Source organism: Bradyrhizobium sp. SZCCT0153 (assembly GCF_018129995.1).
Lineage (GTDB): Bacteria > Pseudomonadota > Alphaproteobacteria > Rhizobiales > Xanthobacteraceae > Bradyrhizobium > Bradyrhizobium japonicum_G.
This window is the reverse complement of the sequence record NZ_JAFCKS010000006.1, coordinates 191,814-214,564: the sequence shown is the minus strand read 5'-3', so window position 1 is coordinate 214,564 and position 22,751 is coordinate 191,814. Positions and strand designations below refer to the sequence as shown.

At 65.5% G+C, this 22,751-nt stretch carries 22 protein-coding genes; 17 read left to right on the top strand and 5 right to left on the bottom strand.

The window, feature by feature from the left end:
- Positions 1 to 65: 65 nt before the first annotated feature.
- The 10 genes from JQ572_RS25550 (at position 66) to aat (ending at position 9,973) form a co-directional block, all read left to right on the top strand.
- Positions 66 to 1,460, top strand: a complete 1,395-nt coding sequence (locus JQ572_RS25550) for a M48 family metalloprotease (RefSeq protein WP_211385586.1) — start codon at positions 66 to 68, stop codon at positions 1,458 to 1,460.
- A gap of 114 nt (positions 1,461 to 1,574) precedes the next feature.
- Positions 1,575 to 2,342, top strand: coding sequence for a DsbA family protein (locus JQ572_RS25545; protein WP_211385585.1), 768 nt, complete (start codon positions 1,575 to 1,577; stop codon positions 2,340 to 2,342).
- Between the two features lie 237 nt (positions 2,343 to 2,579).
- Positions 2,580 to 3,392, top strand: a complete 813-nt coding sequence (locus tag JQ572_RS25540; protein ID WP_211385584.1) for a DUF1236 domain-containing protein — start codon at positions 2,580 to 2,582, stop codon at positions 3,390 to 3,392.
- A gap of 262 nt (positions 3,393 to 3,654) precedes the next feature.
- Entirely contained in the window at positions 3,655 to 4,122 is a 468-nt protein-coding gene (gene aroQ, locus JQ572_RS25535) for a type II 3-dehydroquinate dehydratase (protein WP_211385583.1), read from the top strand.
- Positions 4,123 to 4,158: 36 nt separating this feature from the next.
- Positions 4,159 to 4,650, top strand: a complete 492-nt coding sequence (gene accB, locus JQ572_RS25530; protein ID WP_211385582.1) for an acetyl-CoA carboxylase biotin carboxyl carrier protein — start codon at positions 4,159 to 4,161, stop codon at positions 4,648 to 4,650.
- Positions 4,651 to 4,722: 72 nt separating this feature from the next.
- Positions 4,723 to 6,081 (top strand): acetyl-CoA carboxylase biotin carboxylase subunit, encoded by a 1,359-nt coding sequence (gene accC, locus JQ572_RS25525; protein WP_211385581.1) that lies wholly within the window; start codon positions 4,723 to 4,725, stop codon positions 6,079 to 6,081.
- A 106-nt stretch (positions 6,082 to 6,187) separates the two neighbouring features.
- Positions 6,188 to 7,705, top strand: coding sequence for a sensor histidine kinase (locus JQ572_RS25520; protein ID WP_211385580.1), 1,518 nt, complete (start codon positions 6,188 to 6,190; stop codon positions 7,703 to 7,705).
- Entirely contained in the window at positions 7,702 to 8,142 is a 441-nt protein-coding gene (locus JQ572_RS25515) for a response regulator (protein ID WP_211385579.1), read from the top strand. The genes JQ572_RS25520 and JQ572_RS25515 overlap by 4 nt, the downstream gene beginning before the upstream one ends.
- A complete protein-coding gene (locus JQ572_RS25510) occupies positions 8,139 to 9,242 on the top strand; it encodes a sensor histidine kinase (protein WP_211385578.1) in 1,104 nt (367 codons plus the stop codon). The genes JQ572_RS25515 and JQ572_RS25510 overlap by 4 nt, the downstream gene beginning before the upstream one ends.
- A gap of 50 nt (positions 9,243 to 9,292) precedes the next feature.
- On the top strand, positions 9,293 to 9,973 hold the full coding sequence (aat, locus tag JQ572_RS25505) for a leucyl/phenylalanyl-tRNA--protein transferase (protein WP_211385577.1): 681 nt from the start codon (positions 9,293 to 9,295) through the stop codon (positions 9,971 to 9,973).
- 138 nt (positions 9,974 to 10,111) lie between these two features.
- On the opposite strand, the gene JQ572_RS25500 is transcribed toward aat, so the two are convergent.
- The gene (locus JQ572_RS25500) at positions 10,112 to 11,152 is read right to left on the bottom strand and encodes a DUF2155 domain-containing protein (RefSeq protein ID WP_211385576.1); all 1,041 of its coding nucleotides are present in this window, start codon (positions 11,150 to 11,152) and stop codon (positions 10,112 to 10,114) included.
- A 201-nt stretch (positions 11,153 to 11,353) separates the two neighbouring features.
- On the opposite strand from JQ572_RS25500, the gene JQ572_RS25495 reads away from it, so the two are divergent.
- Together JQ572_RS25495 and JQ572_RS25490 are read left to right on the top strand one after the other, a co-directional pair.
- The gene (locus JQ572_RS25495; RefSeq protein ID WP_211385575.1) at positions 11,354 to 12,301 is read left to right on the top strand and encodes an alpha/beta hydrolase; all 948 of its coding nucleotides are present in this window, start codon (positions 11,354 to 11,356) and stop codon (positions 12,299 to 12,301) included.
- A gap of 14 nt (positions 12,302 to 12,315) precedes the next feature.
- Entirely contained in the window at positions 12,316 to 13,326 is a 1,011-nt protein-coding gene (locus tag JQ572_RS25490; protein ID WP_211385813.1) for a Na+-dependent transporter, read from the top strand.
- Positions 13,327 to 13,332: 6 nt separating this feature from the next.
- Here JQ572_RS25490 and JQ572_RS25485 read toward each other — a convergent pair whose 3' ends face one another.
- Together JQ572_RS25485 and JQ572_RS25480 are read right to left on the bottom strand one after the other, a co-directional pair.
- A complete protein-coding gene (locus JQ572_RS25485) occupies positions 13,333 to 13,515 on the bottom strand; it encodes a hypothetical protein (protein ID WP_211385574.1) in 183 nt (60 codons plus the stop codon).
- Between the two features lie 12 nt (positions 13,516 to 13,527).
- The gene (locus JQ572_RS25480) at positions 13,528 to 14,469 is read right to left on the bottom strand and encodes a GlxA family transcriptional regulator (RefSeq protein ID WP_211385573.1); all 942 of its coding nucleotides are present in this window, start codon (positions 14,467 to 14,469) and stop codon (positions 13,528 to 13,530) included.
- A 91-nt stretch (positions 14,470 to 14,560) separates the two neighbouring features.
- On the opposite strand from JQ572_RS25480, the gene JQ572_RS25475 reads away from it, so the two are divergent.
- Positions 14,561 to 15,247 carry a DJ-1/PfpI family protein gene (locus tag JQ572_RS25475; RefSeq protein WP_211385572.1) on the top strand — a complete coding sequence of 229 codons (687 nt, stop codon included), beginning with the start codon at positions 14,561 to 14,563 and terminating at the stop codon, positions 15,245 to 15,247.
- Between the two features lie 341 nt (positions 15,248 to 15,588).
- Here JQ572_RS25475 and JQ572_RS25470 read toward each other — a convergent pair whose 3' ends face one another.
- Positions 15,589 to 15,996 carry an NADH:ubiquinone oxidoreductase subunit NDUFA12 gene (locus tag JQ572_RS25470; RefSeq protein WP_211385571.1) on the bottom strand — a complete coding sequence of 136 codons (408 nt, stop codon included), beginning with the start codon at positions 15,994 to 15,996 and terminating at the stop codon, positions 15,589 to 15,591.
- A gap of 248 nt (positions 15,997 to 16,244) precedes the next feature.
- Between JQ572_RS25470 and JQ572_RS25465 the strand changes: the two genes are divergently transcribed.
- The 3 genes from JQ572_RS25465 (at position 16,245) to JQ572_RS25455 (ending at position 19,778) form a co-directional block, all read left to right on the top strand.
- Positions 16,245 to 16,868: a BA14K family protein gene (locus JQ572_RS25465; protein WP_211385570.1), complete on the top strand. Its 624-nt coding sequence runs from the start codon at positions 16,245 to 16,247 to the stop codon at positions 16,866 to 16,868.
- Positions 16,869 to 17,103: 235 nt separating this feature from the next.
- A complete protein-coding gene (locus tag JQ572_RS25460) occupies positions 17,104 to 17,526 on the top strand; it encodes a response regulator (protein WP_211385569.1) in 423 nt (140 codons plus the stop codon).
- Positions 17,523 to 19,778, top strand: coding sequence for a CHASE3 domain-containing protein (locus JQ572_RS25455; protein ID WP_211385568.1), 2,256 nt, complete (start codon positions 17,523 to 17,525; stop codon positions 19,776 to 19,778). Before JQ572_RS25460 ends, JQ572_RS25455 begins: the two co-directional genes overlap by 4 nt.
- A 9-nt stretch (positions 19,779 to 19,787) precedes the next feature.
- Here JQ572_RS25455 and JQ572_RS25450 read toward each other — a convergent pair whose 3' ends face one another.
- Positions 19,788 to 20,483, bottom strand: coding sequence for a Crp/Fnr family transcriptional regulator (locus tag JQ572_RS25450; protein WP_211385567.1), 696 nt, complete (start codon positions 20,481 to 20,483; stop codon positions 19,788 to 19,790).
- Positions 20,484 to 20,737: 254 nt separating this feature from the next.
- On the opposite strand from JQ572_RS25450, the gene JQ572_RS25445 reads away from it, so the two are divergent.
- Positions 20,738 to 22,750: a DUF3604 domain-containing protein gene (locus JQ572_RS25445; RefSeq protein WP_249129322.1), complete on the top strand. Its 2,013-nt coding sequence runs from the start codon at positions 20,738 to 20,740 to the stop codon at positions 22,748 to 22,750.
- The last annotated feature ends 1 nt before the right edge of the window (position 22,751 follow it).

The window sequence follows — 22,751 nt, the reverse complement described above, 5'->3', positions numbered from 1 at the left end:
AACTGCTCTCGACCAAGACTGCTTGCCAAGACCGTATGCCAAGCCCGTTTGACCCAGACCGCTTGATGTTGCTCCAGATCACATTGCGCAAGAAGGCCACCGCTCTCACCGCCCTCGTCACGGCGGCTGCGATCGCGATACTGCCGTTCCCGGCGGCGCAGGCGCAGCAGAACGGGCTGCCGGTGCTGCGCGACACCGAGACCGAGCAGCTGCTGCGCGAATACACGCGCCCGATCCTGCGCGCGGCCGGTCTGGAGAAGCAGAACATCCAGATGGTGATCCTCAACGACGGCAACTTCAATGCGTTCGTCGCCGATGGCCGCCGTATCTTCGTCAATTACGGCGCGATCCTCCAGTCGGAGACCCCGAACCAGATCATCGGCGTGCTCGCGCACGAGACCGGACATCTGGCCGGCGGCCATCTGTCCAAGCTGCGCGAGCAGCTCGCCAACGCCCAGACCCAGATGATCATTGCCATGCTGCTGGGTGCGGGTGCGATGGTCGCCGGCACCACACGCGGCGCCGGCAACAACGGGCTCGCCAATGCCGGTGCGGCCGCGATCGCCGGCCCGCAGGAGATGATCCGCCGCTCGCTGCTGTCATACCAGCGCCAGCAGGAGGAGAACGCCGACCGCGCCGGCGTGAAATTCCTGACTGCGACCCACCAGTCGCCGAAAGGCATGTACGAGACCTTCAAGCGCTTCACCAGCGAGAGCCTGTTCGCGGCACGCGGCGCCGATCCCTATCTCCAGTCGCACCCGATGCCCGCCGAGCGCGTCGCGGCGCTCCAGGAGTTCGCCAGCACCAGCCCGTATTGGGACAAGAAGGACGATCCCGCGCTCCAGCTCCGCCACGACATGGTGCGCGCCAAGATCTCCGCCTTCATGGAACGGCAGGAGACGGTGTACCGGCGCTATCCGCAGACCAACGACAGCATGCCGGCGCGCTATGCCCGCGCCATCAGCACCTATCTGCACGGCGATCTGCGCAGCGCGCTCGCCCAGATCGACGCCCTGATCCAGGTACAGCCGAACAATCCGTATTTTTACGAGGTGCGCGGCCAGGCCTTGCTGGAAGGCGGCAAGCCGGCCGAGGCGATCCCGGCCCTGCGCAAGGCGGTGCAGCTGTCGAACAACGCGCCCCTCATCGAGATGTTACTTGGGCAGGCTCTGGTTGGAACCGATAATAAGGCCTACACGGACGACGCCATCAGGATTCTCCGTGCCGCCGTGGCGCGGGAGCCCGAGGCGCCGCTCGGCTTCATGCAGCTCGCGATGGCCTATGGCCGGAAGGGAGACTATGCCGAGGCGGATCTGGCGTCGGCCCAGGCCGCTTATCTGCGCGGCGACAACAAGACCGCCCGCGAGCTTGCGACGCGCGCGAAGACCCGTTTCGCCGTCGGCACGCCCGGATGGGTCAAGGCCGACGACATCGTGGCGACCAAATCGCCGCGTAACTAGGCCGCCGCGTAACTAGATCGACCAGACGACGCCCGACACCACGACGTCACGCCACCGGGCTTCAAGTCCGCCGGGACGTTTTCCGAAACCTGCTTTGGATAAGAGGATTTGCCTATGCCTTCGCTGCGCCTGCTTGCTCCCGCGCTGTTTGCGCTCGCCATGTTCGGCGTGGCCGCGCCCGCGTCGGCCGACAGCTTCTCCGATTCCCAGCGCACCGACATCGAAGCGATCATCAAGAACTACCTCGTCAGCCATCCCGAGGTGCTCGAGGAAGCGATGACCGAGCTCACCAAGCGCCAGGCCGCGGCCGAGACGCAGAAGCACGAGGCCAGCATCGCGCAGAACTCCGAGGCGATCTTCAATTCGCCGCGCCAGGTCGTGCTCGGCAACAAGGATGGCGACGTCACCTTCGTCGAGTTCTTCGACTACAATTGCGGCTACTGCAAGCGCGCGATGGGCGACATGCTCGACCTCATGAAGGCCGACCCGAAGCTGAAGGTGGTGCTGAAGGAGTTTCCGGTGCTGAGCCAGGGTTCGGTCGAAGCCGCGCAGGTCGCGGTCGCCGTGCGCATGCAGGATCCCACCGGCAAGAAATATCTCGACTTCCACCAGAAGCTGCTCGGCGGCCGCGGCGCGGCCGACAAGGCCCGCGCGCTTCAGGCGGCCAAGGAAGCCGGCCTCGACACCGCCAGAATCGAGAAGGACCTCGCCAGCCCCGAGGTGCGCGCCACCATCGAGGAGAACTTCAAGCTTGCCGAAGCGATGGGCATGAACGGCACGCCGAGCTACGTGATCGGCAAGCAGATCGTGGTCGGCGCCGTCGGCGTCGACGGTCTCAGGGAGAAGATCGGTATCGCACGCTGCGGCAAGGCGACCTGCTGATCCCCTGACTTCAGCATCACGCACGAAGCAAAGGCCGGCTGAAAAGCCGGCTTTTTCTTTTGGCTCTTTTTGCGCTGCTGCCACCATGGACGTGTCGCAGATGCGGCGCGCGCGTTCATCTGGCGTTCAATAAACAAATGCCGCGGAACCCTGGATGTTCCGGAACTAGTGATACCTCCTTTCGTTGTTGGCGCGGGCAATGACGCAATAAACACGAAACACGTGAGGAGAAATTCAATGTCTAACCGCTTTATGATCTCGGTTGCCGCGCTCGCGCTCGTCGCCGGTACCGGTCTGGCGAACGCACAGGGCACCATGAACCGCGACAGCGGCGGCGGCGCAGGCGCGCAGCCGACGCAGCATTCGCAACCGTCGGGCGGCGCGGCCGAGCGCGGCTCGATGGGCAAGGAATCCGCGGCTCCCGAGAAGGGCACGAAGGGCACAGTGGGTCAGGCTGGCGGCGCCAGCACCATGAAGCCCGGCGCGGCCGCCGAGGAGAAGTCGTCTGGCGCAATGGAGAAATCCGGCGGGATGGAAAAGTCCGGCGCGATGCACAAGAACGCGGCTGACGAGAAGGCCGGCGCGGCGAAGGTTGAGCACGCCCAGGGCGCGCAGGACAAATCCGCGCAGGACAAGTCGAAGAGCACGATGGACAAGTCCCAGATGGACAAGTCCAAGAGCACGGAGACCGACACCAAGAGCGGCAACATGAACGCTCAGACCAAGGGCGCCGAGACCACCAAGGGTGCCGAGACCAAGTCGCAGACCACCACAGGCACCGCGTCCGCGACCGCTTCAGCACCGCCTCCCGAGAAGCGGACCCAGATCTCAACGGCGATCAAGTCGACCAAGATCGAAGAGACCACGAACGTCAACTTCAACATCGCGGTCGGCACGGCGATCCCGGCGAGCGTTCGTTTCCATCCGCTCCCGCCCCGGATTGTCGAGATCTATCCGGAGTGGCGCGGCTACGAGGTGATCTTCGTGCACGGCCAGTACGTCATCGTTCGTCCGCAGACGCGCGAGATCGTGTACATCATCGAAGGCTAAGCCGCATCGCTGACTGATCGTCCCAACGAGCCCCTGCCGAGAGATCGGCGGGGGCTTTCGGCCTATCGGCGGACCGCTCGCCTGTTCCGCTCCGACAGCCATGCTTCCGACTGGTTAACAAGCAATTTCCGTGGCTTCCGCACAGGTTTTTGCACCCCGGATGAGGTGCCTCGACGTCTCCGGGAGGCCCTTCAAGGCTTCCCCTAGGACGCTTTGTTACCTATAACCCCCGCCACGCTGAAGCACCTCTTCCGGGATGGGAATGGCTGAACCTGCAACCGACACGATCCTCGTTCTGAACGGGCCGAACCTCAACATGCTGGGGACGCGCGAACCCGAGAAGTATGGCCATGCGACGCTGGCCGACGTCGAGGCGCTGTGCCGGGATACCGCCGCGACGTACGGCCTCAAAGCCGACTGCCGGCAGTCCAACCGCGAAGGCGAGCTGATCGACTTCATCCACGAGGCCCACGCCCGCAAGATGAGGGGCATCATCATCAATGCCGGCGGCTATTCGCACACCTCGATCGCGCTGCACGACGCGCTGCTCGCGGTGCAGATTCCGACGGTCGAAGTGCACGTGACCAACATCCACGCCCGCGAGAGTTTTCGTCACCACTCCTATACCGCGCGCGCGGCCTTCGCCTCGCTCTGCGGTTTCGGCATCGAGGGCTACCGCCTCGCCATCCAGGGCCTTGCCGCCAAGCTCGGCATCAAGCCCCAAGCCTGACGCTCCCCTTCACACAGAACATTCGGATCAAACAACATGGCGCGCCAGCCAGACGACAAAGCAGCCGCAAAGTTTTCCAGCGAGGATTCCGCGCTCGTCCGCGAGCTCGCTTTGCTGCTCGATGAGACCAGCCTCACCGAGATCGAGATCGAACGCGCCGGCGTGCGCCTGCGCGTCGCCCGCAACGTCAGCGTCGCCGCGACCATGCCGATGCAGATGGCAGCCGCTCCCGCCGCCCTGCCGGCAACCGCGGCTGCCGCGCCGGCCGCTGCCGCAGCCGACCTGTCGAAGCATCCAGGCGCCGTGACCTCGCCGATGGTGGGCACCGCCTATTGGGCGCCGGAGCCCGGTGCCAAGCCGTTCATCGAGGTCGGCAGCAAGGTCTCGGTCGGCCAGACGCTGCTGATCATCGAAGCCATGAAGACCATGAACCAGATCCCCTCGCCGCGCGCCGGCACGGTGACGCAGATCCTGGTCGAGGACGGCCAGCCGGTCGAGTACGGCGAGCCGCTCGTCATCATCGAGTGACGGCATTCAGCAAAGGCTTGGGGTGGCCCTCCGCCCTCGCCGCGTCCCGCGCGCCAGTCCCTTAAGGACACCATGTTCGACAAGATCCTCATAGCCAATCGCGGCGAGATCGCCCTTCGCATCCTCAGAGCCTGCAAGGAGCTCGGGATCGCGACCGTCGCCGTGCACTCCACCGCCGACGCGGATGCCATGCATGTACGCCTGTCGGACGAGAGCGTGTGCATCGGGCCGCCGGCTTCCAAGGACAGCTACCTCAACGTGCCCGCGCTGCTGGCGGCGTGCGAGATCACGGGCGCCGATGCCGTGCATCCCGGCTACGGCTTCCTGTCGGAGAACGCGCGCTTCGCGGAAATCCTCGCCGAGCACAATCTGCATTTCATCGGCCCCAAGGCCGAGCATATCCGCCTGATGGGCGACAAGATCGAGGCCAAGAAGACCGCGAAGCGCCTCGGCATTCCGGTCGTGCCCGGCTCCGACGGCGGCGTCGGCCCCGAGGACGACGCGATGGCGATCGCCAAGGAGATCGGCTTTCCCGTGCTGGTGAAGGCGGCGGCAGGCGGCGGCGGCCGCGGCATGAAGGTCGCGCAAAGCGAGGCTGATCTGGCGGTGGCGCTGCAGACCGCCGCCAACGAGGCCAAGTCCGCCTTCGGCGACGCGTCGGTCTACCTCGAAAAATATCTCCAGAAACCGCGCCACATCGAGATCCAGATCCTCGGCGACGGCCGCGGCGGCGCGATCCATCTCGGCGAACGCGACTGCTCGCTGCAACGGCGTCACCAGAAGGTCTGGGAGGAAGGCCCCTCGCCGGTGCTGGCCGCGGCCGCCCGCGCGAAGATCGGCGAGACCTGCGCCAAGGCGATGCGCGAGATGAAATATCTCGGCGTCGGCACCATCGAGTTCCTGTTCGAGGACGGCGAGTTCTACTTCATCGAGATGAACACCCGCATCCAGGTCGAGCATCCCGTGACCGAGAGCATCACCGACATCGACCTCGTGCTGGAGCAGATCCGCATCGCCGCCGGCGGCGAATTGCCGGCGAGGCAGAATGAGATTCAGATCATCGGCCATGCCATCGAATGCCGCATCAACGCCGAGAACCCGCAGACCTTCCGGCCCTCGCCGGGCCGCATCACGCAATATCACCCGCCCGGCGGGCTCGGCGTGCGGATCGATTCCGCCGTCTATCAGGGCTACACGATCCCGCCCTATTACGACTCGCTGGTCGGCAAGCTGATCGTACACGGCAAGACCCGCGCCGAATGCCTGATGCGGCTGCGCCGGGCGCTGGACGAGATGGTGGTGGAAGGCATCGAGACCACCCTGCCGCTGTTCCGCGATCTGGTGCGCCAGGACGACATCATCAACGGCGACTACCACATCCATTGGCTGGAACAGTACCTCGCCGGCAAGACGGAACCGGCTCCGAAATAATCTTCTCTCCCTCTGGAACCCGTTGGCCCCAATCACGTTCTGGACCTTGGGGACAGTTCCGAGGGGGCGTTTTGAATTCCGTTAAACCTGATCAGGTGAGGCCGTCGTGACAGCCGAGTGGCAGCGACGGCGTGCATTTTGGCAGATCCTGCTGATCGCAGCGGGTCTTCTGGTGTTGACGGTGATCAGCGCCGGCTCCGTCTATCTGGTCAACAAGGCCAGAGACGACAGCAAATGGGTGGTTCACACCATCGAGGCCGAGAACCAGATCAACGCCCTGCTCCTGGAAATCCGGCGTGCCGAGAGTGCCACCCGCGGCTATCTCCTGACGCAAGGGGCGGATTTCAAGGCCGACCACGACAAGGCCGTGGCCGCGATCATACCTGCCCTGGACAGGCTCACGCGCCTGACCGGCGACAATCCTGCGCAGCGCGAGAGCATCGAGAAGCTGAGCGCGGCGATCGAAACCCGGCTCGGCCAGTTCGCGCGAGAGGTGGATTTCGTCCAGCAGGGACAGCTCGACAAGGCCACCGCGCTGGTCCGCGAGGCCGCCTCCGCCGACACCACGGCCGAGATCGGCAAGGTCGCGGCCGTCATGATCCAGGAGGAGGAGCGCCTGTTCCGGCTCCGAACCGTGAATTCCGACCGCAGCCAGACGCTCGCGGCATCGATGACCGGCATCGGTTCGGGCCTCGTCGTGCTGCTGGCCCTGATCTCGACCTGGCTGGTGCGGCGCTCCGCGGGCGCCCGTGACGAGGCCGAAGCGCGGCTGCGCGATGCCAACGTCAATCTGGAGGCCGTGGTCGATGAACGCACGGCAGACCTGCGTGAGGCCAACAACGAGATCCAGCGCTTTGCCTATATCGTCAGCCACGATCTCCGCTCGCCACTCGTCAATATCATGGGCTTCACCAGCGAACTGGAAGAGCTTGGCGGCGACATCTTCCGCCGTATCGGCGGCCTCACCCATGTCCCGGCCGACGGGCCGCCGCCTTCGACCGGCGAGATCGCGCTCGAAGGCCCCGACAAGCAGCTTTCAGCGGATTTTTCCGAAGCGCTCGGCTTCATCAAGTCGTCGATCGCCAAGATGGACCGCCTGATCTCGGCGATCCTCAATCTCACCCGCGAGGGCCGGCGCGAGTTCCAGCCGGAAAAGATCGACACAAGCGAGCTGATCGAAGCGATCGTGTCGACCCTGGCGCATCAGGCCGCCGAGGCGCAGGCGGAGATCCACATCGCTCCCCTGCCCGATCTCGTCAGCGACCGCCTCGCGCTGGAGCAGATCTTCTCCAATCTGATCGACAACGCCGTTAAGTATCTGAAGCCCGGCACTCCCGGGGAGATCAGAATTCGCGGGCGCACCAAGCTCGGCTACGCTATCTTCGAGATCAGCGACAATGGGCGGGGGATTGATCCGAAGGATCACCAGCGGATATTCGACCTGTTTCGCCGCGCGGGAACCCAGGACAAGCCCGGTCAGGGCATCGGGCTTGCGCATGTGCGTGCACTTGTGCGCCGCCTCGGCGGCACCATGTCGGTATCATCGGAACTGAATACGGGCAGCACCTTCACCATCACGCTGCCCATCACCTGGAACACCAGCAACCGGAACGCCGACCAATGACTCAGCCCGTCAGCATCATCATGATCGAGGACGACGAGGGACACGCGCGCCTGATCGAGCGCAACATCCGAAGGTCCGGCGTCAACAACGAGATCATCTCCTTCGCCAACGGCACTGACGCGGTGAAGCACCTGTTCGGGGCCGACGGCAGCGGGCTCGTGCAGAAGGGCAATGCGCTCCTGATCCTGCTCGATCTCAACCTCCCCGACATGACCGGGATCGACATCCTGAAGCAGATCAAGGAGAACAAATATCTGAAGGCCTCGCCCGTGGTGGTGCTGACCACCACCGACGACTCCCAGGAAATCAAGCGCTGCTACGAGCTCGGCTGCAACGTCTACATCACCAAGCCCGTCAACTACGAGAATTTCGCCAATGCCATCCGGCAGCTCGGCCTGTTCTTCTCGGTCATCCAGGTCCCGCCCGCCACCCCATGAACCAGCACACGCCGACACTGCTCTACATCGACGACGACGACGCGCTGGCGCGCCTGGTCGATCGCGGCCTGACGCGGCGCGGCTACAAGGTCGTGCATGCCGCAAGCGGCGAGGAAGGCCTCGATCTCATCCGCCGCGCGGGGACGGCCGGCGGCATCGACGTCGTGGCGCTCGATCAGTACATGCCCGGCCTCGACGGGCTGGAGACGCTCGAGCAGATCATGGCGATACCGGGCGCGCCGCCGGTGGTTTTCGTCACCGCCTCGCAGGATTCCAGCATCGCGGTGACCGCGCTCAAGGCCGGCGCGGCCGATTATCTCGTCAAGGACGTCAAGGGCGATTTCATCCCCCTGCTTCACGTCGCCGCCGACGGCGCGCTGCGCCAGGCCGAATTGCAGAAGGCGCGCGAGGAAGCCGAAGCCGAGATCCACGCCTCGCGCGACCGCTACGCGGCCCTTGCCGCCGAACGCGAAATGCTGCTGCGCGAGGTCAACCACCGCGTCGGCAACTCGCTCCAGATCATCGCCTCGCTGCTGCATCTTCAGGCGAGTTCGGCCGCGCAGGACGAGGTCAAGGCGGCGCTGACCAATGCGATGGGCCGCGTCGCCGCGGTCGCGCAGGTGCACCGCCGCCTCTACACCTCGCAGGACCTCAAGAGCGTGGTCCTGAACCAGTATCTGGACTCGCTGCTCGAGGATCTCAGACGCTCGGCCGAGGGCAACCGGATGTCGCGCCTGACGTTGAAGGCCGAACCGATCGAGATCGATCCGGACCGTGCGGTCGCCGTCGGCATCATCGTCAACGAGCTGGTGATGAACGCGGTGAAATACGCCTATCCTGACGGCGCCGGCCCGATCCACGTCGAGCTGAGCTCGAAAGGAGACGATCTGCTGCTGTCGATCACCGACGACGGCGTGGGCGACAACGTCAAGGCCGATCCGCGCTCCACCGGCATGGGCCAGCGCATCGTCGCGGCGATGGCCCTCAAGCTCGACGCCTCGGTCGAGCGCGACCCCGCGCATTCCGGGACCCGCATCATCCTGCGGTTCCGCCGTGTGCCGGATGCCCCCGGCAAGACCAATACCGCCGCGGCGAGCTGAGCCGCACCACCCATCGCAACCGCGTGACGATCCTGCTATGATCGTGAACCATGACTTCGCGCGACTCCGCCTCGTCTGAAATCACGCCGGCCGTGCTGCTGCGCGCCTATGCCTGCGGCATCTTTCCGATGGCCGAAAGCGCCGCCGACCCGACCCTGTTCTGGGTCGAGCCGGAACTGCGCGGGGTGATCCCGCTCAACGGATTTCGCGTGGCCTCGCGGCTCGCGCGCACCGTGCGCTCGAATGCGTTTCGCGTCACCGTCAACACCGCCTTCAAGGCGACGATCGCCGGCTGCGCCGCGCCGCAGGCCGGACGCGAGGACACCTGGATCAACAAGCGCATCCGCGACCTCTATGGCGGCCTGTACGAGCTCGGCCATTGCCACAGCGTCGAGGCCTGGCAGGGTGAGGACCTCGTCGGCGGACTTTACGGCGTGAGCCTGGGCCGCGCCTTCTTCGGCGAGAGCATGTTTCACACCGCGCGCGACGCCTCGAAGGTCGCGCTGGTGCATCTGGTCGCGCGGCTGATCCATGGCGGCTTCGAGCTGCTCGACACGCAATACGTCACCGAGCACCTGAAGAGTTTTGGCGCGGCCGAGATTTCGCGGCGGCGTTACACGGCGCTGCTCGACAAGGCGCTCGCGGGCGAGCCCGGCGATTTCCTGAGGCTGTCTGGCGGCGAATCCATCCCGGGCGCACGCGCGCTCGAGATCATCGCCGCGCGGCAATAATCAAGGAAATTAGCGGCCGGATCCGGGGGGATTTGGCCTAGAGCATGATCCGGAAAAGTGCGAAGCGGTTTTCCGAAAAGATCATGCTCAAACAAAAACCTGAAGCGCGATGACGATTCATCCCAATCTCATCGCGCTTTAGCGGCCAAACCCCGGGATGCCGAACAGACCCGGTCGCTGCTCGGGCGGCGGAGGTGGCGGCGGTGCGGGTTGCTGCTGCTGGATCGGCGGCAACGGCTGCGGCGGACGCTGCTGCACCTGCTTGGGCGCGGCCTTCTTCTGCGCGGGCGGCGGCGGTGGCGTCGCCGGCTTGGTGCCGGGATCCGGTGCCGCGGTCGCAATCGTCTGCTGCGGCTCTTTGCAGTCGGTCAGCCAGATGTCGTAGATCGGGTGCTCGACGCCGTGCAGGCCCGGGCTTGCCGCATACATCCAGCCCGAGAAGATGCGCTTCACCTCGCCTTGCAAGGTGATCTCGTCCACCTCGACGAACGCGTCGGTGTTGGCGGCTTCCGTGGCCGGCCGCGTGTAGCAGGCGTCGGTCTTGACGCGCAGCGCGCCGAACTGGACGGTCTCGCCGATCTCCTCGTCGAAATTGATGATGCGTCCGGTGATCTTGTCGAGACCGGAGAAGGTCGCCTTCTTGTTCACGATCTTCTGGGCCGGCGGTTCGGTGACGACCTCGTCGCCCGGCTGCAGGCTCGCGGGCGCCTGCGGCACGGCGCCTCCCGGTCCGCCCTTCTGCTGCGGCTGGCGCTGACCGGGCGCACCCGGAGCGCCTTGCGGACTGGGCGGAGCGATCGCCGCGGAGGGTAGCTGGTTGGGCGGCGCGGCGCTGGAGCCCGGCGGCGGCGCCAAGGGCTGGATCTCGACCGGCCCCGGCATCACATTGCCCTGCCGGCCCGGCGGCGGCATCGGGCGCGACGGCAGCACGCGGCCCTGCGGCGGCAACTCCGGCACCTCCTCGTCGTCTTCGGGAGTTGGCTGCGGCTGGGGCTGGCCGCGCGGAATGCTCCCGGGCGGCCGCAGCGGCGGGGGATCGGAGAAGATCGTGCCGATCTGCGCCTGAGCCGGCGTCGCAACCGTCAGCGCTGTGGCGGCCAAAAGCGCCGCAAGACCTGTCAGGGTAAAGGTTCGAAACATCTCGCGCGGCTTCAACAGCGAATCGGGTTTGCTGGACATTCTAGAGGGGTACCGCCGCTCGCAGGCCATCCGGTTAACACGGCGAATACGGCGGGGGAAGGGCGGCATCCCAGCCCTTCCCGGCCCGGTCTGGCCAGATCGGCCCCCGGATGGGATAGTCGATACGCCTCTCCCCGGGGCCAAAGCGGGCTTTCCCTGATAGCCGACGTCCAACCAACCAGAAACCGCCAGGTCGCCTCCATGCCCGTTGCGCTCGATCCCGATGCTGCCGCCGTCTACAAGGCCTTCCAGGAGGCCGGCCGCCCCGCCTACGAGACCCTGACCGCACCGGAAGCGCGCGCCTATTACTTGCAGGCCCGTGTTGCCACCAACCCCGAGCCGCCGGAACTCGCCCGCGTCACGGCGCTGTCGATCCCGGCGCCCCACGGCGCGATACCCGGGCGTATCTACGTTCCGAAACAGCCGCGCCGGCACGGCGGCTTGTCCCCCGCGCTGGTGTTCTTCCATGGCGGCGGCTGGGTGATCGGCGATCTCGACTCCCACGACGTCGTCTGCCGCCAGCTCGCCGTCGCGGGCGCCCTGATCGTGATCTCGGTCGATTACCGCCTCGCGCCCGAGCACAAGTTTCCCGCCGCGACCGACGATGCCATCGCCGCGACCCAATGGGTCGCCGCGAACGCGGGCGAGCTCGGCATCGACGCCTCGCGCATTTCGATCGGCGGCGACAGCGCCGGCGGCAATCTCGCCGCCGTCGTCGCGCTTGCCGCGCGCGACGGCAACGGTCCTGCGATTGCGGGCCAGCTCCTGATTTACCCCGCCGTCGATTTCGCCATGACACACGGCTCCCACAGCGAGCCCGAGACCAGCGTGCTGCTGACCCATTCGGTGATCCGCTGGTTTCGCGACCATTACCTCAACGGCACCGCCGACCCCCACGACTGGCGCGCATCGCCCGCGCGCGCGAAAAGCCTTGCCGGCCTGCCGCCGGCCTATGTGCTCACCGCCGGCGCCGATCCCCTGCGCGACGAAGGCGACGAATATGCCGAGCGTCTGAAGCAGGCCGGCGTGCCCGTGGCTTACAGGCATTATCCCGGCCAGTTCCACGGCTTCTTCACGATGGGAAAATTGTTGCGCCAGGCCAATGTCGCCGTCAGCGAGATCGGCGAATGGCTGAAAGGGTTGGGCTGATTCCGACGTCCCGCATGCCATCCGTCTTTCAAAACCTCTTCGCCCTCCCCCTGCGCGGGCTGACATGGCTCGGCGGCCAGGGCACCCGCGCGGTGGCCGCCGTCGTGTTCGTCGCGGTCGCGGTGCCGCCGCTCGGGGCGCTGCTGCGCCCCTATGTGACCGAGGCGATCTTCGTTCTGCTCTGCATCTCCTTCATGCGGGTCGATCTGGCCGCGCTCTACGGCCATTTGCGCCGGCCCGCGCTGGTCGCGACCGCGACCGCCTGGACCATGATCGGCGTGCCGCTGATCGTCGGGCTGATCGTCCATGCCAGCGGGCTCGCGGCGCGCTCGCCCGGCCTTGCCCTGGCATTGATGCTCCAGAGCATCGCCTCGCCGATGATGGCCGCGCCGGCGCTGGCCGCGCTGATGGGCCTCGACGCCACGCTCGTGCTGGTCACGCTGGTGACCGCGACCGCGCTGGTGCCGTTCACGGCATCGCTGTTCGCGAGCCTGTTCCTCGGCGACATGCTCAGCATCTCTCCGCTTGCGCTCGGCCTGAAGTTGCTCGGCATCCTCGCAGCATCGCTGCTGGCCGCGACCGTGATCCGATGGGTCTTCGGCGCGGCCGCGATCCAGCGCCACAGGCAGCCGATCGACGGCTTCAACATCATCATCCTGCTGGTGTTCGCGACCGCGATCATGGGCGATGTCGCGAGCGATCTCGTCGCCCGGCCGATCTTCACCATCGGCTTTGCAGCTCTCGCCTTCGCGATCTATTTCACGCTGCTCGCCGTGACCACGCTGCTGTTCCGCCGCATCGGCTATGAGCGCGCGCTGGCGCTCGGCCTGATGGTGTCACAGCGCAATCTGGGCGTGATACTGGCGGCCACCGCCGGCGCGCTGCCGCCCACCACCTGGCTCTATTTCGCGATGACGCAGTTTCCGATCCACCTTGCGCCCTACATGCTGACGCCGATCGCGCGGCGGCTGACGGCGCGGGCGCAAACATCCGCGGCGGCGGGAAAGCTGGCGGCTGAACCGTAACCTTCTTCAGCCGGTGAAATAAAACGGTCCAAAAAACACGACAGCCGTAAACACGAGTTCGATGCCGGACAGGGCTTGATCGACAGCGGTGTACGTTTTTGGAAAGCGCCGTCTCGCCAGCTGCCCGAGGCAAAATGCGATCATCGCGAGGTTGACGAACAAGAGCTGGCCGATTGATTTCGTCCACATGATCCGATGCTTCTACCCCGCCCGTGCCGCGCGCCGCAGCGCTTGCGGGGGCTGGCCGAAGGCGCGGATGAAGGCGCGGCGCATGCGCTCTGGATCGCCGAAGCCGGTCGCTTCCGCGACCAGCTCGATCGCCTCGCGCGAGGACTGCACGCGTTCGCGGGCGACCTCGATGCGCAAGCGCTCGATCGCTTTCGACGGTGTCGTGCCGGTCTCGGCGGCAAAGGCGCGGGCAAAATGCCGCGCGCTCATGCCGGCGCGATCGGCGAGATCTTCCACGGTCAAGCGGGCGTCGAGGTTTTCGCGCGCCCAGGACAGCAGCGCGCCGAAGCGACCGTTCGGCGTCTTCAATTCCAAAAGCGACGAAAATTGCGACTGGCCGCCGCTGCGGCGATGATACAGCACAAGCTGCCGCGCAGTGTCCTGCGCGATCTGCTCACCGTGATCCTCCGTCACCATCGCGAGCGCAAGGTCGATGCCCGCGGTGATGCCTGCGGACGTCCACACATGACCGTCGCGCGTGAAAATCTGGTCGGGCTCGAACTTCACCTTGGGATAGCGCGCGACGAAATCCCGCGTGCGTCCCCAATGCGTGGTGGCGCGGCGGCCATCGAGCAGGCCGGCCTCGGCCAGCACATAGGCGCCCGAGCAGACGCTGGCGACCCGCACGCCGCGCCGTGCCAGCCGCTGCACGAAGGCGCGCGTGACCTCGCAGCGCGCGGCATCCGTCACGCCCGCGCCTCCCGCAATGACCAGCGTGGTGATCGCATTCGCCGACTTGAAGTCGCGCGCCATCATCTCCACGCCGGACGAGCTGCGCACGGGCCCCGCGTTCAACGCCAGCACGCGGATCCCGGTCGTCGTCTTGCCGGTGCAGCGCGCCGCGATCTCGAACACCGAGATCGGGCCGGCCGCATCGAGCAACTGGAAGTCCGGGAAGATCAGAATGCCGATCATGGTCATGTCCGAAAGCGAGGGAAATACGCCATTTTGGACGGAAGGGCATCATGAGAGGCTGCTTCCGTCAAGCACATAATTGGAGGCTCTCATGTCGTCACCGCTCCAGATCGGACTCCTGGTGTTTCCGCGCGTCACCCAGCTCGACTTCACGGGTCCCCTGCAGGTGTTCTCCTCCGTGCCCGGCGCAAAGCTGCATCTGATCTGGAAACGGATCGAGCCTGTGCCGAGCGACTCCGTGCTGATGCTGACGCCGACCACGACATTCGCCGACTGCCCGCAGCTCGACGTGATCTGCGTGCCCGGCGGCGGCGGCACCAACGATCTGCTCAATGACGAAGAGGTGCTGGATTTCCTGCGCAAGCAGGCCGAAGGCGCGAAGTATGTCACCTCGGTCTGCACGGGATCGCTGGCGCTCGGCGCTGCCGGCCTGCTGAAGGGCTACCGCGCCGCCACGCATTGGAGCGCGATGGAGATGCTCGGCCAGTTCGGCGCGACACCGACCAAAACGCGCGTCTGCGTCGACCGCAACCGCGTCACCGGCGGCGGCGTCACCGCTGGAATCGATTTCGCGCTGACGCTGGTGTCGATCATGGTCGACCGCATCACCGCGGAGGCGATCCAGCTTCAGCTCGAATACAATCCGGCACCGCCGTTCAATGCAGGCTCGCCCGACACCGCACCCGCCGAGGTGGTGGCGCTGCTCAGGGAACGTGGCGCGCAGGGCCAGGCGCGCCGGATCGATGCGGTGAAGCGCGCCGCCGCGCGGCTGATGTAGGAACCAGAAACAGAAAAAGGCCGCCCGGTTTCCCGAGCGGCCTTTCCTGTCTTACGGCGGCTGCACATTTCATCGGGCGATTTCGGAACTTCCAGACCGGGGGCCTATCTCCCGATCGAGTCCTGGTCGGCGGCCGCTGCATCTCGGGACAGTCGCGAACTGTTGCCCGAACCGAACGCGATGGTCTCCCATCTCCGCAAGATGGGACTATTGAGCCGCATCGCTCGCGTGGCTGCAACGCCCGAGCAGGAATCATCCCCGCTGTTCCCGTTGTCCACAGCAGGGTGAGGCGGATGCGCGTGCATCCAATCCGGCGATGAAGATTCGCGTTGGGCCGAAGGCTAGCCAGGCGTCCAGGGCTGGTAGTCGCCGGTGGCCTTCGGCCGCTTGCCGCTGGCGAGCGTCGAGCCCGAGGGACGGTAGGCGTTGGCCGTGCCGGTGAGATTGGGCTGGTGCGGCTTTTCCCACTCGCGCGGCTGGTAGTTCTCCTGCGTTGGCGGCACATCGACGGTGTGATGCATCCAGCCGTGCCAGGACGGCGGGATACGGCTCGCTTCCGCATAGCCGTTATAGATCACCCAGCGCCGTTCGAAGCCGAGCGTCGGGTCGATCGCCCCGCCGCGGGTGCGATAATAGAGATTGCCCTGCTCGTCCTGGCCGACCAGCTCGCCGTAGCGCCTGGTCCAGAGCTGGGTGCCAAAGGTCTGGCCACTCCACCAGGTGAAGAACTTGAGGAAGAATTGTTTCATGCGGCAAGGGCCCTGCTTCGTCGGGTCCTGATGCCATCCGGACGGCGAAATGTCCAGTTCGGCGGCTGCGGCGGTGCCGCGCTGCCGATGGGGTCTTCCCGGCACGGACAGTGCCCCAAATCGGACGCGATCCGTTCATGCTGGATACAGCGGCCCGATGAGACGCTGACTGCACCCGCGCAAACCGTCGCGATCCCAGGAACTATGGCCCTTTCGCGGGGTTTGCTTCCGGGAAAAGGAGTTTGACCATGAGAAGCCTTAAAGTCTTGAGTGCCGCTGCAGCAGTGGCGTTGGTTCTTCCGTTGGCGACACCGAGCTTCGCCCAGGGCCGCGGTGGCCATGGCGGTGGTGGCGGTGGCCACTTCGGCGGAGGCGGCGGTGCACACATCGGCGGTGGCGGTGGTGGTGCCCATTTTGGGGGTGGCGGCGCCCGCATGGGCGGCGGCAATTTCGGTGCGGCACGTGTTGGCGGCGGCGGCGCCAGCTTCGCGGCAAGCGCAGCTTCACGTAGCGGAGCTGTCATCGGCGGCGGCGGTGGCCGCAGCTTCGCAGCAGCCGCAGGCAACAACTGGAACGGCGGCGGCCGTCATTGGCACGGCGGCGGCGGGCGCTATCACGGCGGCGGCTTCTGGCCCGGCGTCGCGGCAGGCGCTGCGATCGGCGGCCTCGGCTCGTACGCCTATTACGGCGGCGGGTACTACAACGATCCCTACTACTACGGCGACGACAGCTATTATGACGAACCGTCAGTGGCGGTCGTGCCCGACAGCGGCGGCGATTCCGCAGGCTATTGCGCCCAGCGCTACCGGTCCTACGACCCGGCCTCGGGAACCTATCTCGGTTACGATGGCCTGCGTCATCCCTGCCCGTAAGCCGACCGACAACGCTTGAAGAAGAAGGCGTCGCAGCGATGCGGCGCCTTTTTTCGCGCCTCAGGTGTTGGCGCGCATCGTGCTCGTTATCGGAGACATTTCGGACAATGCTATGCAAGCGGACCTGTATTCACTTCACCGTGCATACCTATCCCTATCCAATCCCAAATTGACCCGCCGCACGATTCGCCTATATCACCGATGATCGTGGGGACTTCGATTACTGGGAAATGTCATGCCGCGTGTGCTCGTGGTTGATGACGATCCGATGGTCGGCGCGACCATCGAGGTCCTCCTCCAACGTCAGGGCTTCGACGTCACGCTGGCCGACGGCGGCGAAACGGGACTGGCTGCGCTGGAAGCACAGGCCTTCGAGGTGATGCTGGTCGACATCTTCATGCCGCATATGCGCGGCTTCGAGTCGATCCGCATCTTCCACGAGCGCGCGCCGGCGGTCCCGCTGATCGCGATGTCCGGCTACGCCTTCGCATCATCGGCCTCGCCCTCTCCCGACTTCCTCCGCATGGCGCTGGAGCTCGGCGCGACACGCTGCCTGCGCAAGCCGTTCACGCCGGACGCGCTGCTGACCACGATCCGGGAATGCCTCGCCGGGCCGGGCGACGGCACACGGCCGAAGGACAAGAAAGAAGTCCCTTGATCCCAACGCAGCGCGTCATTCTCGGTGCTGGACTTGCCATCCTCCTGATCATCACCGCCGCCTCGATCGGTCTCGACGTCAAGTCGCGGTCCGATGCGGCCCACGTCAGTCATACCGTCCAGGTGCTGAAGAAGATCTCCGATCTGCGCGGCCTGATGCGCCGCGCCGAGAGCGCCGCACGCGGCTACGAGATCTACCGCAGCCCGGGCTTCAGCGAGGAGTTCCAGGCAGTCCACGCCCAGATCGCGCCGGCACTCGCCGACCTCAAGCGCGGCGTGCGCGACAATCCCGACCAGGTCGCGCTGCTGGAGGGCACCGAGCCGCTGGCGCTGCGACGGATCGAGATCGCCGCCGAGGCCATGCGCCTGCGCGCCGGCAACGATCAGGACGGCATTGCCGCGCTCCAGGGCAAGGGCGAGGGCCGCGGCCTGATGGAAACGGTGATGGGCAACCTCGATCGTCTGGGCGCAGAGGAAGAGCGCGTGCTCGCCGCGCGCTCCCGGGATTCGCGCCGCACCGGCATCGTGCTGCTCGGCATCGACGTCGCCGGTGCGCTGGTGATCCTGCTGCTGGTCGTGATGGTGATGCGCGAGAGCCGCCGCACCGAGGTGGCGCTCAAGAGCACGCTGCTGGAGACCACGGCCGCCAAGCAAGTGCTCGAGGCGGCGGTGGCAGAGCGCACCGAGCATCTGGTCACCGCGCATGACGAGCTGCGCCTGTCGGTCAACGTTCTGCAGAGCACCTTTCGCAGCATGGCGGAGGCGGTGCTGGTCATCGACGTCGAGGGCAACGTTCTTCTGTCCAATCCGGCCGCGGAGCGCATGCTGTTGCACCGCGCCGGCATGAATCTGCGCGATCTGCGGATGCTGTCGGACGTCTTTCATGGCGACGGCGTCATGCCGATGAAGCCCGCGGAGCTGCCTTCCGTGCGCGTGCTGCGCGGCGAGCCGTTCGAGAATCTGGAGATGATCGTCCGCCCCCACAGCGGCAATCAGCCCCGTCACCTCATGGTCAGCGGCCGGCCGATGCTTGACGGGCAAGGCAACGTCTCCGGCGCAGTGCTGGTCTATCACGACGCGACCGTTTCGCGCGAGACCGAGCGGCAGCTGCACCAGTCGCAGAAGCTGGACGCCATCGGCAAGCTGACCGGCGGCGTCGCGCACGACTTCAACAACATGCTGACCGTCATCTCCGGCAATACCGAGACGCTGGTCGCGAGCCTGAAGCAGCAGCCCGAGCTGCAGCGCGTGGCGCGGCTGATCGACGATGCCGCCGAGCGCTGCGCCGAGCTGATCCAGCACCTGCTCGCCTTTGCGCGCAGGCAGCCGCTGCAGCCGCGCAACGTCGAGATCAACGCCGCGGTCGCGGACATCGCCAAACTGCTGCGCCCCACCCTCGGCGAGCAGATCCAGATCGAGACCGTGCTGGAACAGGGGCCGATGACCGCGCACATCGATCCGTCCCGGCTTACCAATGCCGTGCTCAACATGGCGATCAACGCCCGCGATGCCATGCCGAACGGCGGCAAGCTGCTGTTCGAGGCCCACCGGGTCGTGCTCGACGAGGCCTATGCGCAGAACAATCCCGATGTGCGGCCCGGCCCCTACGTGATGCTCGCCGTCAGCGACACCGGCACCGGCATGCCGGCCGAGGTCCAGCAGAAGGCGTTCGAGCCGTTCTTCACCACCAAGGAGGTCGGCAAGGGTTCGGGCCTCGGCCTCTCCATGGTCTATGGCTTCGTCAAGCAGTCCGGCGGCCACATCAAGATCTACAGCGAGGAAGGCCACGGCACCACGATCAAGCTCTATCTGCCGCCGGGCGAAGGCATGACGGACGTGGCCGCTGCCACGACGCCGCAGGCCGAAGGCGGCGCCGAGACCATTTTCGTCGTCGAGGACGACAACCTCGTGCGCAACTTCGTCACCGCGCAGCTCCAGAGCCTCGGCTACAACACGGTCGCCGCGCCCGACGGCCGCGCCGCGCTGGAGCTGATCGAGGCCGGCCAGCCGTTCGACCTGCTGTTCACCGACGTCGTCATCCCCGGCGGCTTGAGCGGGCGCGAGCTCGCCGAGGAGGTGGCCAGGCGCCGTCCCGGCCTGAAGGTGCTCTACACCTCCGGCTACACCGACAACGCCATCGTCCACCACGGCAAGCTCGACGACGGCGTGATGCTGCTGACCAAACCCTACCGCCGCAACCAGCTCGCCGAGATGATCAGGAAGGCGCTGAACGGCGGGACGGCGACGGGCTGACGCGCCAAGTCATTCGCGCAGCATTCTCCTCAGCCGGTCCGGCGCAAGCATCTCGATGCGGCGATACGACAGCGCCACGCATCCATCGGCTTCCAGCGTACGCAAGATCGCGCCGGCAGTCGTGCGCGCAACATTGGTCATGCGCGCGAGATCCTCATGATTGATGTCGATCTCAATCGGGCACTGGCTTGGGGGGGTTGTGAGCCTGCAACCCGCGGTACGAAGCAGAACGGCGACGAACCGTTTGACGTGGTTGCGTATCATGAGGTCGTCGGCTGCTCCCAGAGACAGGCGTAGATGATCAAGCGTTACCAGACCCAGATATCGCCACGCAGAAGGATCACGCTTGACGATCTCGTCGACGGCTGAGAGCGGCAGGTGAAACAATTCACTATCTCGGGTGGCCGTGAGGCCGATCATCCGAGGCTGACGCGTGAAGGCGGCAGCCTCTCCAAACCACGTACCGGGCATCGCAAAATGCGCGACATAGGGCCCCTCTTCCTGTGGTGCCATCGTGACACCGAGACCCCCGGCCACAAGACCGAACATGCCGCCGGGCTTGTCGCCGATCGAGTAGACAGACGCGCCCTGCTTGAACCGCTGGAGCAGGCATCGAGCCAGGACTTCGCCCTGAAACGATGCAGGCGTCTGGCTCAGCCAGCCTTGCTTGAGGACCGTTCTGCACGCCTCATTGCGGTGCAACATCAGACCTCCAATTGACCACCCGTGAACATTCGTCGATCCCATCTCCTGATACTCTGGTGGGCAGTTCGCTTTTTTGATCCATCTCAACTTGTGCAGCGGCGCGCTTGGCCGAATGCGACGGTCTACCCGCGCAAATTGTAAGCTGGGCTCGAGCCCACAATGTCAGCAGCGTGTTCTTTAGCTCATCAAGGTTGAACCAAGTCCGACTTGTTGCGTCGGCCGTCTCACAGACGTGCCAATGAAGGATGAACAAAATGATGGCCCGACGCTCGATCGCGATCGTGATTGCCGGATTTGGGCTTGCGGTCGCCCTTCCCGAAAACACTCAAGCCCAATCCGCAGCGGCTGGAATCGCCAGCGATGATGTCTCGGTCAAGGGCGCGTTCGATCCCGACGACGGCGTCAGCCGCGAAAGCACACCGGAGACGACCGCAGCCGTCGAGGCAAAAAAGCGCTATTCGCCCTATGCCGGACGCAAATATCCGACCCGCGTGTTCTTCGGCGACACGCATCACCACACCGCCAATTCCGGCGATGCGTTCATGGGCGGCAACAAGCTCAGCCCGGAGCAGGCCTACCGTTTCGCGCGCGGCGAAGAGGTTGTGTCCTCATCCGGCGTACCGGCAAAGCTCTCGCGCCCGCTCGACTTCCTCGTGGTGTCGGATCACGCCGAGGGGCTCGGCCTCATGTTTCAGGTCGCCGACGGCAACCCGGCATTTGCTTCGGATTCCACTCTCGTGCGCTGGGGCAAGGCGCTGAAGACCGGCGGCAAAGCGCAACAGGATGCCATGAACGAGCTCGTGTCGGCGCAGGCCCAAGGCACTTTGCCCGCGCCGATCAAGGACCCCAAGGTCGTCGCTCCCATCATGAAATCGGTCTGGCAGGACTACACCTCGACAGCGGAGAAGTTCAACGAGCCCGGACGCTTCACCGCGATGATCGGCTTCGAATGGACGTCGGTTCCCGGCGGCAACAATCTGCATCGCAACGTGCTGTTCCGCGACAACAAGGACAAGGCCGACCAGATATTGCCGTTCTCGGCCTGGCAGAGCGAAGACCCGGAGAAACTCTGGGCGTGGATGGAGAAATACGAGCAGAAAACCGGCGGCAAGCTGCTCGCCATCCCGCATAACGCCAACCTTTCCAATGGCCGTATGTTCGAACTGGTGGATTTCGCCGGCAAGCCGCTCTCGAAGGACTACGCCGAGCGACGCGCGCGCTGGGAAGTGCTGCAGGAAATGATGCAGACAAAAGGCGCCAGCGAGACGCATCCTGCACTGTCGCCGAACGACGAATTCGCGGACTTCGGCATCGCCGGCTGGGAATATGGCAACCTGACGCTCGAGGACAAGCCGCTGTCGCGGGAAATGATGCCGACCAACTATCTCCGCTGGGGATTGTTGCAGGGCCTCATGCAGGAGCAGAAACTCGGCATCAATCCGTTCAAATTCGGCTTCATCGGCGGCACCGACGTGCACAACTCGCTGACCTCGATCGAGGAGGACAATTTCTACGGCAAGCATGTCAACCAGGAGCCGCGTCCAAACCGCTGGGAGCACGTCTCCAAGCAAGGCTTCGGCAAGACGCGATACACGTGGCAGTATACCGCCGCCGGCTACGCGGCGGTGTGGGCGACCGAGAACACCCGCGAAGCGCTCTGGGACGCGATGAAGCGCAAGGAGGTCTACGCGACCTCGGGCACCCGCATGACGGTTCGTCTGTTCGCCGGCTGGGACTTCACGGTCGATGACGCGCGTTCGCGCTACGTCGCCGAGACCGGCTACGCCAAGGGTGTGCCGATGGGCGCGGATCTGCCGAAGCCTCCGGCGGCGGGCAAGGCCCCGACCTTCCTGATCGCGGCGATGAAGGATGCGCTGGGCGGCAACCTCGACCGTATCCAGATCGTCAAGGGCTGGCTCGACAAGGCCGGCAAGCCGCAGGAGAATATCTACAACGTGGTGTGGAGCGATGCGCAGCGCCGCAGGCCCGGCAAGGACGGCAAGTTGCCGCCGGTCGGCGACACCGTCGACGTGGCGCATGCCAGTTGGACCAACAGCATCGGCGCTTCCGAACTCGTCGGAGTCTGGAAGGATCCGGACTTCGATCGATCCGTGCGGGCGTTCTACTATGCTCGTGTCATCGAGATCCCGACGCCGCGCTGGACCGCCTATGACGCATTCCGCTTCGGGATCAAGATGCCGCCGGAGGTGCCGATGAAGCATCAGGAGCGCGCCTGGACCTCGCCGGTCTGGTACACGCCATCATAAG